Consider the following 13,661-nt stretch of genomic DNA (forward strand, 5'->3'; position numbering starts at 1 on the left):
TTGGATGAGAGGCAGAGTGTCAATTTTGTGAAAAAATGCTTTAAAGGCCAATTTCAATGATTTATTTAAAGGAAATAAGAAACCTCCAAGAATGATGTGCATCTTGGAGGTGTATAAAAATTGCATAATTATGCTTTTTTATTTCTTATATTAGGTTTTTGAATGCATGTTCAACCGCTTTTAGAGTATAAGCGATATCATCATCTGTGTGAGCTATTGTCAAGAACCAAGCTTCATATTTTGACGGTGCCAAATTGATGCCTTGGTGAAGCATAAGCTTGAAAAACTTACCGAACATTTCGCCATCCGTGTTTTCTGCCTGCTCATAATTTTCAATTTTTTCTGTTGTGAAGTAGATGGTTAAAGCCCCTTTAAGGCGGTTAGTAGTGATAGGGACATTATATTGGCGAGCTGCTTTTAGGATACCTTCTTCGAGGATTTTTCCTAAGCGATCAAGCTCATCGTATAGACCTTCTTCTTTTAGAACTTCTAAGCATGCAATCCCAGAAAGCATGGAAGCTGGATTACCTGCCATCGTTCCTGCTTGGTAGGCAGGTCCGAGCGGTGCTACAGTTTCCATGATTTCTTTTTTACCGCCATAAGCGCCGATCGGAAGGCCTCCACCGATGATTTTTCCAAGGGCAGTCAGGTCAGGCTGAATTCCCAAAAGGTCCTGTGCTCCACCGTACATAAAACGGAAAGCGGTGATGACTTCATCAAAAATAACGAGTGAACCGGCTTCATGAGATAGAGAGATGACATCTTCTAAGAAGCCTGGGTTTGGCTCGACGATTCCAAAGTTGCCGACAATCGGCTCGACTAGGACACCAGCAATCTCGTTGCCCCATTTGTTAAGCGCTTCTTTAAATGGCTCGATATCATTGAAAGGAACCGTGATGACTTCTTGTGCAATACTTTTCGGAACACCAGCAGAGTCCGGTGTTCCAAGCGTAGACGGACCTGAACCTGCAGCTACGAGAACAAGGTCGGAGTGACCATGGTAACAGCCGGCAAACTTAATGATTTTGTCGCGTCCAGTATAAGCGCGGGCCACACGGATGGTGGACATAACAGATTCAGTACCTGAATTGGTGAAGCGGACTTTATCTAGGGATGGAATTGCTTCTTTTAGCATTTTGGCGAACTTGACTTCGTGTTTAGTGGGAGTACCGTATAAAACACCTGTTTCAGCAGCTTTTGTAATCGCCTCTGTGATATGTGGGTGGGCATGGCCAGTGATGATCGGCCCGTATGCCGCTAGATAATCGATATACTTGTTGCCATCGACGTCCCAGAAGTAAGCTCCCTTGGCATGATCCATGGCAACCGGTGAACCGCCGCCTACGGCTTTATAAGAACGAGAAGGGCTGTTAACCCCGCCGACAATATGCTCCAATGCCTCTTTATGTAAAAGCTCTGAATTACTAAAATCCAATCTAAAAACCTCCTAAAAATACAATCATAATCCCCTTAATCATAGCACTTTTCTGGCCAGAAATCTGGGGTGAAAGGTTGGGAAATAGGGTCTGGCCCCTTATAAAAACGCTGAAACCCTAGAAACAGCAGGCTTCTTCGCATTTTATTTTGTTCGGGAAATAGGGTCTGACCCCAAAACATCAGTTATGAAGGATAGGATGTTCAGGATGGTGGTAGGGTTTTCGATGTCAAAGCTTTGGCGTTTGATTTCACCTTGGGCTTGGTAGAAGATAAGGTGGCCGGTTCCTTTTTCTTCATTAATATGCAAGTGGAAGCTTAAGGGGGTATTTTCAATCGATCCGGAGGAATCCCTTTGGACAACTTGGCATAATATTTCGTATTCATCTTCGTAAAGGAAATCATATCGAAGATCGATAACGACCTTTTCGATTTGGGATAGTAATAATTGTTTAATATTCATAGCATACTTGTCTCCTTTATATATGTATCTCATGCAACGCCAAAATTTGCCCTGAAAATAGTCCTTTGCATCTAGGCATTTTTATTGTCTAAAAAGCTGAGGTTGGATAAACTAATTCATTAGGACAAGAGATTACGGAGGAAATAATAGAATGAGTGATGCAATTCAAGTGAAACAGCTGCGGAAGGAATTTAAGTCGGTATCAAGCCGATCTGGTTTAAAAGGAGCCTTTCGCGATTTACTTACAAGAAATTATAAAATTGTTCCTGCTGTTAACGATATTAATTTTACTGTAAAAAAGGGTGAGATGGTAGCTTATATCGGGGAAAATGGTGCAGGGAAATCGACAACGATTAAAATGCTTACAGGTATTTTAGAGCCAACAGCGGGTGAAATTACGGTAAATGGCATGAATCCACATAAAGAACGGGAAAAGTTCACGCAGACAATCGGGGTTGTATTTGGTCAGCGCTCCCAGCTGTGGTGGGATATTGCAGTTCAAGAATCCTTCCGGTTGCTGAAAAAAGTCTATAAAGTATCAGATGAACAATATAACGACCATATGGAACATGTGATCAAGACACTCGATATCGGCCCTTTGCTCGACAAACCGGTACGTAAACTTTCACTTGGTCAGCGGATGCGCTGTGAGCTTGCTGCAGCACTGATTCACAATCCACCGCTGCTGTTCTTAGATGAGCCGACGATTGGCCTTGATGTGCTCGTGAAAATGAAAATTCGCGAGTTTTTGAAAGAAATCAATAAAAAATATAACACGACAATCCTTTTGACTACCCATGACTTAGGAGACATAGAGGCTTTGTGTGAGCGCGTAATCATGCTTGATGAAGGCCAGATTATTTATGATGGGGAACTGCAGAGTTTGAAAGATAATTGGGCGGAGGAAAAACAGGTTCACTTTCAATTTATTGAACCGGTTGAGTTACATGATTTGCAATCCTTACCGCTGCCGTTTACCGCGAACTGGGTATACGATGAAAAACATCAAACTTACATGGCTATGATGAAAGAGGAAAGCGATCATATTTCACAGCTTGTTTCTGCGGTCGTATCACATTTTAAAATCAAGGACGTCAAAATTCATGAAACCTCTATTGAAGAGATTGTTCGTAATATTTATGAAGAAGGCACGGTCTGACTCTCGTACCATTAAGAAACAACGTGTCTGACAAGAAGGGAGAGGACCATGGGGAAATATCTTGCTATGATTCGCATGCGTTTTTTGATGATGCTTGCGTATCGAACGGATTATTATACTGGTATTTTAATTTATAGTATCAATATTGGTGCTTATTATTTCTTATGGAATGCGATATATGGGGATAAAAGCTCCATCGAAGGACTTTCAAGTACGCAGATGACAACCTATGTAGCGGTTGCCTGGATGGCGCGTGCTTTTTATTTTAATAATATTGACCGTGAAATTGCTAATGAAATAAAAGACGGCAAGGTTGCCATCGAAATGATTCGACCTTATAACTATTTAGGCATGAAGACGATGCAAGGGCTGGGAGAGGGAATATTCCGTTTCTTCTTCTTTTCCATTCCAGGTATGCTGCTGGTAGCTTTTATTTTTCCTATCGAATTGCCACATGAACCGGCAACGTGGGGAATATTCGGCATTTCCTTGCTGTTCAGTTTCATCATTAATACACAAATTAACTTATTAACGGGAATCACTACATTTTTCTTATATAACAACGCAGGGCTAATCCGGGCAAAAAGGGTCATCATTGATTTATTTTCCGGGCTGTTGCTACCAATCAGTTTTTACCCAATATGGGCGCAAGAAGTAATGAAGTATTTGCCTTTTCAAGGGATCAGCTATGTACCAAGCATGATTTTCACAAATGGTTATAGCTCAGGCGATATCGGCATGGCCTTATTACAGCAATTTATTTGGGTCATTATTCTCATAATACCAATTCAGCTTTTATGGATAGTCGCAAAAAAACAGCTGATTATTCAAGGGGGTTGATGAGATGTTCTATGTATCGATGTTTTTTCAATATGTAAGCCAATATATGAAAACGAGATTGCAGTACCGTGCCGACTTTTTCATGGAAATTCTTTCTGACCTATTGAATCAGGTTGTGAATCTGGTATTTATCTTAGTTGTTTTCGGACATACGCAATTTTTAAGCGGTTGGAGCCGTGAAGAAATTATTTTTATATACGGATTCTTCCTTATACCATTTGCTCTTTTTTCTTCATTTTTTAATATCTGGGATTTTAACGATCGCTATATCGTTAAAGGTGAGATGGACCGAATATTAACTAGGCCGATCCACAGCCTGTTTCAAGTCATTTTGGAAAGAATTGAGCTTGAATCATTATTTGGTGTTGTGACCGGCCTGATCATTATTTTCTATTCGGGTGCATCATTGAATCTCGAGCTTACTTGGTATGATCCTATTCTCTTTGTGATTTTTGCAATCGGTGGGGCACTTGCTTATGCGTCCATCTTTGTAGCAATTGCAAGCATTGGGTTCTGGTCGGATGCGAAAACGTCAATCATGCCAATGATGTACAATATCGGGAACTATGGCCGCTATCCGGTTGATATTTATAACAAGGTCATTCGGTTTGTACTTACATGGGTGCTGCCATTCGCGTTTGTCGGCGTGTATCCAGCCTCTTATTTTCTTAGAAAAGAAGAGTGGTATGCTTATGCATTTGCAACACCGGTTATCGGGATTGCCTTTTTCATAGTATCTGTTTTCATTTGGAATCAGGGAGTGAAAAGGTACCGCGGAGCTGGAAACTAAAAAGAATCCCTTCAACATTATTCAGTTGAAGGGATTTTTCTTATTTACGCTTATTCTTTCTTTCAATATATCTAGCTTGTGCTTGAACGAATTGTTGCTTTTCCTCTTCCGTTTCCGGAAAAACCTGAGGAACGGGGGTGGGCTTTCCATCTGCGTCTATTGCTAGCATCGTTAAAAAAGCGCGGGCTGTAAGCTGCTTTTCACCGGTTAATAGGTTTTCTCGCTCCACTTTCACAAATACCTCCATCGACGTCCGATGGGCACAGGTGACATAGGCCTCTAGGTTAATCGCATCCCCTGTCTTGATGGGTGCCAAAAAGTCAAAGGAGTCGCTTGATACGGTCACAACCGGTTTTCGGCAATGGCGCATTGCTGAAATGCAGGCGATTTTATCTACATAGGCCATCACTTTACCTCCAAAGATAGTGTTGTGATGATTCGTATCTGGTGGGAAAACAAGATCAGTTAAAAAAGTCCGTGACTGCCGGATAGGATTAGCATTTGTAAAATCAATACCTTTTTCAATCATTCGACTGTTGATTGACCAGTAGGTTTTTGCGAACGATTGTTGCAGCTTCCACCATATTTTTCAAAGAAGCAATGGTTTCAGGAACGCCCCTTGTTTTCAGGCCGCAGTCGGGGTTAATCCAAAATTGATCTTTATCCAATACTTTGATGCCTCGTTCAATCATATCGACCATTTCCTCGACTGCAGGAACGCGTGGACTGTGAATATCATATACTCCTAGACCAATACCCTTTTCATACGTTTTTTCCTCAAATGCGGAAGCTAGTTCACCGTGGCTGCGAGATGTTTCTATGGAAATTACATCGGCATCCAGGGAAGAGATGACATCCATGAAGCTGTTGAAATCGCAATAACACATATGCGTGTGAATTTGAGTTGTATCTTCCACACTTGAAGTGGAAATCAAGAAGGAGTTCACAGCCCATTTTAAATATTCATCGCGGTCGCCTTTTTTCAATGGAAGACCTTCTCTAAGGGCAGGCTCATCCACCTGAATCATTTTGATTCCGGCAGTTTCTAAGGCTCCCACTTCTTTTTCCAAGGCGAGCGCTAACTGGTAGCAAACATTCTCCCTTGAAATATCATCACGTACAAATGACCAGTTCAGAATTGTTACAGGACCTGTCAGCATTCCTTTTACCGTTTTCTTCGTCAGGGATTGCGCGTACACACTTTCCCGGACTGTCATCGGCTCGATGAAATGAACATCGCCGTAGATAACAGGTGGTTTTACGCAGCGAGAACCGTAAGATTGTACCCAGCCTTTTTCGAGGAAAACGAATCCTCCTAGCTTATGGCCGAAAAATTCAACCATATCTGTTCGTTCAAATTCTCCGTGTACAAGAACATCCAAGCCGATTTCTTCCTGGATATTGATCCATCTGCTGATTTCCTCGTTAACAAATGTTTCATATTGAGCAGCAGTCCATTCTCCTCGTTTGAATTTTCCGCGAGCTTGTTTTACTTCAGCTGTCTGCGGAAAGCTTCCGATTGTTGTTGATGGAAGGAAAGGCAGTTTGAAAAATTCCTGTTGTTTTTGATAGCGCTCTTTAAATGACAGCTGCCGGCCGGCTGTTTTACTCTTCGCGTGTTCGACACCAGTTTGGACGTCTTTATGATTTCGCGCATTTGAACTTGCTAACGTTTGAAGTGCTAATTTGTTAGTGGCTACTTTTTCAGCAATTGCATTGGCACCTTGATTACTACCTTTTACTAGTAGAGTGATTTCTTCAAGCTTCTCATCAGCAAAGGCAAGGGCCTGTTGAACTTCTTTAGTAAGAGCCGTCTCATTTCGAACCGTTACTGGTACATGAAGCAGGGAGCAAGAGGGTTGAAGCCAAATTTGGTCTTCGGCTACGGTTTTTGTGATGGTATTGATCAACTGATTCTTTTTCGATAAATCGGAAAGCCAAATATTTTTCCCATCAATCACACCTGCACCGAGCACTTTGTCTTTCGGGAAACCGAATTCTTGAAGATTACTAAGGTTCTTCCCTTTATCATGGACAAAATCAAGACCGATCCCTTGAACGTGTAATTCAATCACCTCTTGGTAGTGCTCTACCGCATCAAAGTATGTTTGTAGCATGATGTTCAAGTTTGGAGCTGCTTCACTCAATTTTTCATATAAGTAAGTAACAGTTTGCATATCATCTTTAGAAATGGATGAAACAAGGGAGGGCTCATCGATTTGCACCCACTTCACGCCTTCATGTTCTAACTCTTGCAGAATTTGTGTGTATAAAGGCAGGAGACTAAGGATGATTCCAGGTACATCTTGTTTATTGTAGCCTTTAGACAGAGTAATAAAAGTATAAGGTCCGACTAACACGGGCTTAGCTTCAATTCCTAGTTTTTCTTTGGCTTCGCGATAAGAAGCAAGTGGTTTATTTTCTGTCAAAGTCAGCTTTGACGGTTTTAATTCGGGAACGATATAGTGATAATTTGTATTGAACCATTTCGTCATTTCAGAAGCAACTTCATCCTTGTTTCCGCGAGCCATAGAATAATATACAGAAAGGGGAACGGTGCCGCCTTTATAGGCTGAATAACGCTCAGGAACAAGACCGAACATTACAGACATATCGAGCATTTGATCATATAAAGTAAAGTCATTGACAGGAATAATATCAATACCTTGGTCCTTTTGCTTTTGTAAGTTGCCTAAACGGATGGCTTCTAGCTGTGCTGTAAACTCCGATTCATCGATTTTTCCGGACCAGTAAGCTTCTAATGTGCGTTTCCATTCACGATCTTCCCCAATTCGCGGGTACCCTAAACTACTACTTTTCAATATTCCCATCCTCCTACATTCTTTTTTCTTTTAATAAAATAACAATAAAAAAAGCACCCCTAACCATCAAAAGAGAAAGTTAGAAATGCTTAAAATAAAGGGGTATACAAAAACCCCTTAAAATTATAAGGTCCCTAACACTTCCCTATTCTCCGTAGGTTAAAACAGTGTTGTCGAAACAGGCAGGTCTCCTGACTTGAGGAATCTTATTAGCGGCAGGCCTTCCCAATCCGAAAATCAGTGGCATATTGCATAGCGCTAACATTCCTATTACAGTGGCGGGACCGTGCCGGAATTACACCGGACTTCCCTTTTAATCCTAAAAAAATTAGGAACCTATTTCCACATATGAAATTTCACAAACCTGCTGTAAATTAAACTGCAGGTGGCAAAAATTTATAAAATAAAAACTATTATAAAAATTTAGACAATCTTAACATATCCCGACTAAAATGGTCAACAAGGAAAAAAGTCTCGGGAAATGGGGTCTGACCCCGCCCTATATCGACAAAACTATTGGTGCACCTAGGTTTGTTTAAGGATGTGAATGTTGGGAAATGGGGTCTGACCCCTAAATAAAGAATATATTGTTTGGACGGGGAGTATGTATAGGGGAATGGGTTGTTTTGAAATGAGGCGTGGGGGATGACTTTTTACATCTTGATTGCAGGAATCATTTTTTGCATGGTGATGAGCATTCGAACGTTATTTCTTGTTGAGTCGGGAGGAAAGAAGTTTTCTCTGGAGGATATGCTGTGGCTTGGCAATTTATATGCGACGATATTAGTAGGTTTTGCACTGATTTATTTATTATACGAGCTTCAGAATCATTCAGTGATTCTTGATATGGGCAATCGTTTGGACGGCAGTTTTTACGAGCAACTGAAGACTTCTTTTTATTTTAGTGCGATGACGATGTTTTCTGTAGGGTATGGGGATATAGCCCCGATAGGCGTGGGCAGGATGATTGCGACAATCCAGGCATTCATCGGCTATACGCTCCCGGCCGCGTTTGTAATTCGGACAGTGATTGATTTAGATCAGGAAAGGAGGAATAAATGAAAGTTGTGTTTCTTTCAATTATTGGGTACGCTTACCATAATGAAAGAAATGGAGGGGTTAGAATGACTGTTAAAATTGGAGAAAAAGCACCTGATTTTCAACTACCTGCAAACAACGGTGAAAAAGTGTCCCTATCGGATTTTAAAGGCAAACACGTTGTTTTATATTTTTATCCGAAAGACATGACGCCTGGTTGCACAACGGAGGCTTGTGATTTCCGTGACCACAATGAGCAGTTTGAGGAATTGAATGCTGTCATAATAGGGATTAGTCCAGACCCGGCGGCGCGTCATGAAAAATTCATTGAAAAATATGGGTTACCTTTTCTGCTGCTAGCTGACGAAAATCAAGAAGCTGCTGAATTATATGATGTATGGAAATTAAAAAAGAACTTCGGTAAGGAATATATGGGTATAGAACGTTCAACTTTTCTGATTGATAAAGAAGGAACGATCGTTAAAGAATGGCGTAAAGTAAAAGTTAAAGGGCATGTTGAAGAAGCGCTTGAAACTCTTCGTGATCTAGAAAAATAAGGTACAGGCAGATGAAGGATAAGCGAATAACCAGGCTTGCTGCAAGGCTGATTCATCATTCCGTACAATTACAGCCAAAAGAGAGAATCTTGATACGGGGTCATATCAGCACGAAACCGTTATTGAAAGAACTGATTAAAGAAACATACAGAGTTGGGGCATATCCATATGTAGAACTGGAAGACGATGAAATAAGCTGCCACTTGTTAAAAGGGAATGTGAAGGAACAACTTGATACCTTATCACAATGGACTTTGAGGAAATATACTGATATTGATGCGATAATAATCATCTCCGGTGAAGATAACAATGCTGATTTGGCAGATGTACCTGCAGAGAGGCATCGTCTTCATGGAGAAGCGATGAAGTCGTCGACTCTTTTCTATGTAAACAACAGGCGCTGGGTTTTACTTAATTACCCGACCACTAGCTCAGCACAAAAAGCTGGCATGAGCTTTAGCAGGTATGAAGACTTTCTATTAAACGTTTGCACAATGGATTACGGAAAAATGGAAGTAGCACTGAAACCGCTTAAGCTATTGATGGAGCATACTGAAAAAGTTCGAATTGTATCACCAGGGACAGACCTCACCTTTTCCATTAAAGGAATGCCGGCTGTCATATGCGCTGGGAAAAACAATTTACCGGACGGGGAAGTGTTCACGGCACCCGTAAAAGAGAGTGTTCATGGTAAGATAGCCTTCAACACCCCTTCAACATATCAAGGAGTCACCTTTCGTGACATAGTTTTAACCTTGCAAAAGGGGAAAATTACGAAAGCAGATTCCAATCAAAGTTCTAAAATGAACGAGATTCTTGATGTAGATGAAGGGTCCCGTTTTATTGGGGAATTCGCGCTTGGAATCAATCCATTTATTATGGAGCCAATGGACGATATTTTGTTTGATGAGAAAATATGTGGCAGTCTGCATCTAACTCCTGGCCAAGCATATCAAGAGGCTGATAATGGAAACCGTTCTTCTACACATTGGGATATGGTTTTGATCCAGCGCCCTGAATATGGCGGTGGTGATATCTACTTTGATGACATTCTGATCCGAAGGGATGGCATTTTTATGTTGCCGGAACTACGTGCTTTAAACCCCAATTTATTAAAATAAAGCCTTTTTTTACAGGGTTAAGGCTTTTGTCCAACTCAAAAAGAGGACACCTGAATATGCTTTATTAAGGGAATACCTCCTCAGAGAAAGTTGCGCGGGACATACAGAGCCCGTGTTTTTTTTTGTTATTAAAAGGAGAGATAAAATATGTAATTACTTTCACAATCATTCCAAACGAAGATATCCAAAAGAAGATGGAGGATACCTTTCCTGCTTTGAATTTCGTTTATCAAGAGGATTGGGAGGATGAACCACTGCGCGGAGCGGAAATCCTAATTACATACGGCGAAGATTTAACAGATGAGACAATTGAGAAAGCACCGAATTTAAAATGGATTATGGTTATGAGTGCAGGTATGGAATTAATGCCTTTTAAAGCCATTGAGAATCGCGGGATTTTGGTAACAAATGCAAGAGGTATCCATAAAATACCGATGGCAGAGTACACGATTGGGATGCTTTTGCGGTACGAAAAGAAAGTGAAACAGCTTATCAAGAATGAATCAGACGAGCTTTGGGATAGAAAGATAGAAGTAGGAGAATTGAATGGGAAATCGATCGATACTCATTCTTGGTGCTGGTGCAATTGGCGGAGAGGTAGCGCGTCTTGGGAATGCCTTTAGGATGACGACAATTGGGGTCAATCGGAGCGGAAATCCTGTGCAGCACATTGATCGTCTATATGGGGTATTACCGGAAGCAGATTACATCGCATCTGTTCTGCCAAGCACGATTGAAACACAGAATCTGTTGCAAAAAGAACACTTTAAAGCTATGAAAGCTTCTGCCGTTTTCGTGAATATTGGACGCGGTGATCTGGTTTACGAGGAAGTGTTAAAATGTAACGGTCACACCGCATCTTTCGAGTAAAAGCAGTGAATATTTACCTAGAACCTTTTCGATTTTTGAAAAAACATGCATGAATACCTGATAGATGGAAATGACTTTATCAACGTCATTGACTTATCGAGAGGATGCTAGGCTCAAACTAGAAAATGGGGAAGATTTAAAGGGTGGATGAATAAACTTAAAATGAAGAGATAAACAGGTGAAATATTGACAAAATCAACTTAAAAAAGGTACACTATTTATAAATATTATAATTTAATAATTCATACTTAATGAGAAAAAGAGGTGGATGACGGTGTCTGAAGTTCAGTTAAAAGAAGCGTTGGATTCCCTTAAAGATACCGGTGTAAGAATAACTCCTCAACGCCATGCGATACTTGAATATTTGATAAGCTCTATGTCTCACCCTACCGCAGATGATATATATAAAGCGCTAGAAGGAAAGTTTCCCAATATGAGTGTGGCTACGGTTTATAACAACTTGCGTGTGTTCCGCGAAGTAGGATTGGTTAAAGAACTTACCTATGGCGATTCTTCAGCAAGATTTGATTTTGTAACGACGAATCATTATCATGTAATCTGCCAAACCTGCGGAAAAATTGTAGATTTTGATTATCCTGCATTGGACGAAGTCGAACATTTTGCAGCACAGGTCACCGGTTTCAATGTTAGTCACCATCGGATGGAAATATATGGAGATTGTACAGAGTGTTCGAAAAAAGAAGCGCATTAAAAAAAGTTCCGCCACTTGGTTGGAACTTTTTTTTTGTTGCAAAAAAATGATACAATTAATCACGAGCCATCTGTCTGGGAGAAACAAACTCTCTTAAGGGTTTAATTTAGTCATGCAGGCTTTTGCGATTATATTTTTCGTTAAATTCTTCGCCCTCTAGCTTTTTATCAAGAGTCAATGGTTCTTCACAATGCATGCAAATATCCACACGTCCCAATACTTTTGTAGGTTTACTACAGTTAGGACACACAACCTGGATAGATTTTGTAGAAAGCATTCCAATCCAAAAATAAACGCCGGTGCTTGCAATAATAAATAAAAGACCTAGACCCATAAAAAGCGTCATAACAATAGGATGTGATTTAAAGAAAAGTCCAAGATACATCACTATAAAGCCGATGAAAATCAAACTTAAAGCAAATGTACGGATTTTATTGATTTTGCTAGAATATTTAGCCATGGATTGTCCCTCCTAAAATATAACTTTAACTATAACATAAACTAAGGATGGAACAAAAAAGAAATAAAGGATACATATTACTTTTAAATGTGTTGTTTTTGTAAATATCATCTAGGTGAAATACAGGATTTTGAAGAGTTTTGTCGAATGTTTAAAAAAAAAGGTTTTGGAGGAATTTATAATGGAAGATATCCTTCGCCCGATTTATCAAGAGCGAGCAAGTTTAAAATCTACACTTGGAATCTTATTAATAGAAAAAAGGGAAAGTAACAGCCCGATTACCGATACATTTGACTACATCCTTTTTGTTATTGTAGATGAAGCAGAAGAGGCAGTGTTTTTAAAGCACTACACATACCAGGACAAAAAGGCAGCTTTACATATCGTTAAGGAAGAACAACTAAAAGAATGGCTTCTATTAGGATCAAACCGTAAAGTAGTTGACTGGATTTATAACGGAAAGGTCCTCTTTGACCGGAATGAATATTTGGATCATTTGAAAACAGAAATCAGAGAGTTTCCTTTTTATGGAAGGAAGTTAAAAATAGGGATGGAGTTTGCGAAGTTAATTCGCAGATATATGGATGGAAAAGGCTTCTTTGAAAAAGGTCATTATCTTGATGCGTATAATCATATTGTTCATTCCCTTCATCACTTAGCCCGTTTAGAAGTAATAGAACAAGGTTTTTATCCAGAAGTTACGGTCTGGAACCAAGTGAAACATATGGAACCTGAAATCTATAAGTTGTATAAAGAATTGATCAGTAGTGAGGAAACCCTTGAAAAAAGATTGGAGCTTCTTTTCCTTGCGAGTGAATTTCTTATTTACTCTAGGACGAATACGGGTTCACAGCATTTAGTTGAAATAATGAGTACAAAAGAAGATCCTTGGACAATTGCAGAGTTAATGGATCATCCGGAACTTAAGTTTTATTCAGTCGATCTAGGTGTTCTTTTAGAATACTTAATAGAGAAGAAAGTAATAGATGTCATCAAAGTGGAAACAAAAGGACAAGACGTGTATCATCGATTTTATAGAGTTTAAAAAAATATTTCAAAAAAATCATTTTTAGTGTTGACCAATAATAATCTAGGTGTTATATTAATACATGTCGCTGCGGGACATCAGCTTTCGCAGCTACAACAAAACAAAAAAACATCAAAAAAACATGTTGACAAAACAGTCGATAACATGATAAGATGTAAAAGTCGCTTACGAAGTAAACGACAACGAAATTGCTCTTTGAAAACTGAACAAAACAAAGCGCCAACGTTAATTTTTAAGTGAGCACACACTATCAAAAAGCAAAATGAGCAAGTCAAACATTTCTTCGGAGAGTTTGATCCTGGCTCAGGACGAACGCTGGCGGCGTGCCTAATACATGCAAGTCGAGC

At 39.9% G+C, this 13,661-nt stretch carries 15 protein-coding genes, 1 rRNA gene and 1 riboswitch; of the genes, 11 read left to right on the forward strand and 5 right to left on the reverse strand.

All coding sequences use genetic code 11. The annotated features are described in order from the left end of the window. Positions 1-145: 145 nt before the first annotated feature. Both ACQKMR_RS20630 and ACQKMR_RS20635 read right to left on the reverse strand, forming a co-directional pair. Entirely contained in the window at positions 146-1,435 is a 1,290-nt protein-coding gene (locus ACQKMR_RS20630; protein ID WP_116821421.1) for a glutamate-1-semialdehyde 2,1-aminomutase, read from the reverse strand. Positions 1,436-1,579: 144 nt separating this feature from the next. Continuing rightward, positions 1,580-1,897 (reverse strand): hypothetical protein, encoded by a 318-nt coding sequence (locus tag ACQKMR_RS20635; RefSeq protein WP_427698993.1) that lies wholly within the window; start codon positions 1,895-1,897, stop codon positions 1,580-1,582. 151 nt (positions 1,898-2,048) lie between these two features. Here ACQKMR_RS20635 and ACQKMR_RS20640 point away from each other — a divergent pair, with 151 nt between their 5' ends. From ACQKMR_RS20640 to ACQKMR_RS20650, 3 genes are read left to right on the forward strand one after another with little or no spacing between them, the layout of a single operon-like run. Beyond that, positions 2,049-3,056 (forward strand): ABC transporter ATP-binding protein, encoded by a 1,008-nt coding sequence (locus ACQKMR_RS20640; protein WP_427698994.1) that lies wholly within the window; start codon positions 2,049-2,051, stop codon positions 3,054-3,056. Between the two features lie 48 nt (positions 3,057-3,104). Continuing rightward, positions 3,105-3,896, forward strand: coding sequence for an ABC transporter permease (locus ACQKMR_RS20645; RefSeq protein WP_427698995.1), 792 nt, complete (start codon positions 3,105-3,107; stop codon positions 3,894-3,896). Positions 3,897-3,900: 4 nt separating this feature from the next. After that, positions 3,901-4,686 (forward strand): ABC transporter permease, encoded by a 786-nt coding sequence (locus ACQKMR_RS20650; RefSeq protein WP_427698996.1) that lies wholly within the window; start codon positions 3,901-3,903, stop codon positions 4,684-4,686. A gap of 40 nt (positions 4,687-4,726) precedes the next feature. On the opposite strand, the gene ACQKMR_RS20655 is transcribed toward ACQKMR_RS20650, so the two are convergent. Both ACQKMR_RS20655 and metE read right to left on the reverse strand, forming a co-directional pair. After that, positions 4,727-5,215, reverse strand: coding sequence for an acyl-CoA thioesterase (locus ACQKMR_RS20655; protein ID WP_427698997.1), 489 nt, complete (start codon positions 5,213-5,215; stop codon positions 4,727-4,729). Then, complete coding sequence (gene metE, locus ACQKMR_RS20660; RefSeq protein WP_427698998.1) at positions 5,208-7,517, reverse strand: 5-methyltetrahydropteroyltriglutamate--homocysteine S-methyltransferase; 2,310 nt, start codon at positions 7,515-7,517, stop codon at positions 5,208-5,210. Before metE ends, ACQKMR_RS20655 begins: the two co-directional genes overlap by 8 nt. A 155-nt stretch (positions 7,518-7,672) precedes the next feature. Continuing rightward, positions 7,673-7,863, reverse strand: a riboswitch (cobalamin riboswitch). Between the two features lie 290 nt (positions 7,864-8,153). Here metE and ACQKMR_RS20665 point away from each other — a divergent pair. The 6 genes from ACQKMR_RS20665 to perR all read left to right on the forward strand — a co-directional run bounded on the left by ACQKMR_RS20665 (position 8,154) and on the right by perR (position 11,806). Continuing rightward, positions 8,154-8,570: a potassium channel family protein gene (locus ACQKMR_RS20665; RefSeq protein ID WP_284471719.1), complete on the forward strand. Its 417-nt coding sequence runs from the start codon at positions 8,154-8,156 to the stop codon at positions 8,568-8,570. A gap of 62 nt (positions 8,571-8,632) precedes the next feature. After that, positions 8,633-9,103, forward strand: coding sequence for a thioredoxin-dependent thiol peroxidase (gene bcp, locus ACQKMR_RS20670; RefSeq protein ID WP_053347943.1), 471 nt, complete (start codon positions 8,633-8,635; stop codon positions 9,101-9,103). 11 nt (positions 9,104-9,114) lie between these two features. Continuing rightward, complete coding sequence (locus tag ACQKMR_RS20675) at positions 9,115-10,224, forward strand: aminopeptidase (RefSeq protein WP_427698999.1); 1,110 nt, start codon at positions 9,115-9,117, stop codon at positions 10,222-10,224. 215 nt (positions 10,225-10,439) lie between these two features. Continuing rightward, complete coding sequence (locus tag ACQKMR_RS20680) at positions 10,440-10,847, forward strand: hypothetical protein (protein WP_427699000.1); 408 nt, start codon at positions 10,440-10,442, stop codon at positions 10,845-10,847. Further along, positions 10,771-11,094 (forward strand): NAD(P)-dependent oxidoreductase, encoded by a 324-nt coding sequence (locus tag ACQKMR_RS20685; RefSeq protein ID WP_427699001.1) that lies wholly within the window; start codon positions 10,771-10,773, stop codon positions 11,092-11,094. The genes ACQKMR_RS20680 and ACQKMR_RS20685 overlap by 77 nt, the downstream gene beginning before the upstream one ends. A gap of 268 nt (positions 11,095-11,362) precedes the next feature. Beyond that, complete coding sequence (perR, locus tag ACQKMR_RS20690; RefSeq protein ID WP_427699002.1) at positions 11,363-11,806, forward strand: peroxide-responsive transcriptional repressor PerR; 444 nt, start codon at positions 11,363-11,365, stop codon at positions 11,804-11,806. A gap of 106 nt (positions 11,807-11,912) precedes the next feature. Here the strand turns inward: perR and ACQKMR_RS20695 are convergent, their stop codons facing one another. Continuing rightward, on the reverse strand, positions 11,913-12,266 hold the full coding sequence (locus ACQKMR_RS20695; RefSeq protein ID WP_427699003.1) for a YgzB family protein: 354 nt from the start codon (positions 12,264-12,266) through the stop codon (positions 11,913-11,915). A gap of 181 nt (positions 12,267-12,447) precedes the next feature. Here ACQKMR_RS20695 and ACQKMR_RS20700 point away from each other — a divergent pair, with 181 nt between their 5' ends. Both ACQKMR_RS20700 and ACQKMR_RS20705 read left to right on the forward strand, forming a co-directional pair. Then, the gene (locus ACQKMR_RS20700; protein ID WP_427699004.1) at positions 12,448-13,311 is read left to right on the forward strand and encodes a nucleotidyltransferase-like protein; all 864 of its coding nucleotides are present in this window, start codon (positions 12,448-12,450) and stop codon (positions 13,309-13,311) included. Between the two features lie 283 nt (positions 13,312-13,594). After that, positions 13,595-13,661: ribosomal RNA gene (locus ACQKMR_RS20705) — 16S ribosomal RNA — on the forward strand; the annotation flags it as partial.

The sequence above is a fragment of the Peribacillus sp. NPDC096540 genome (assembly GCF_050278525.1).
GTDB lineage: Bacteria > Bacillota > Bacilli > Bacillales > DSM-1321 > Peribacillus.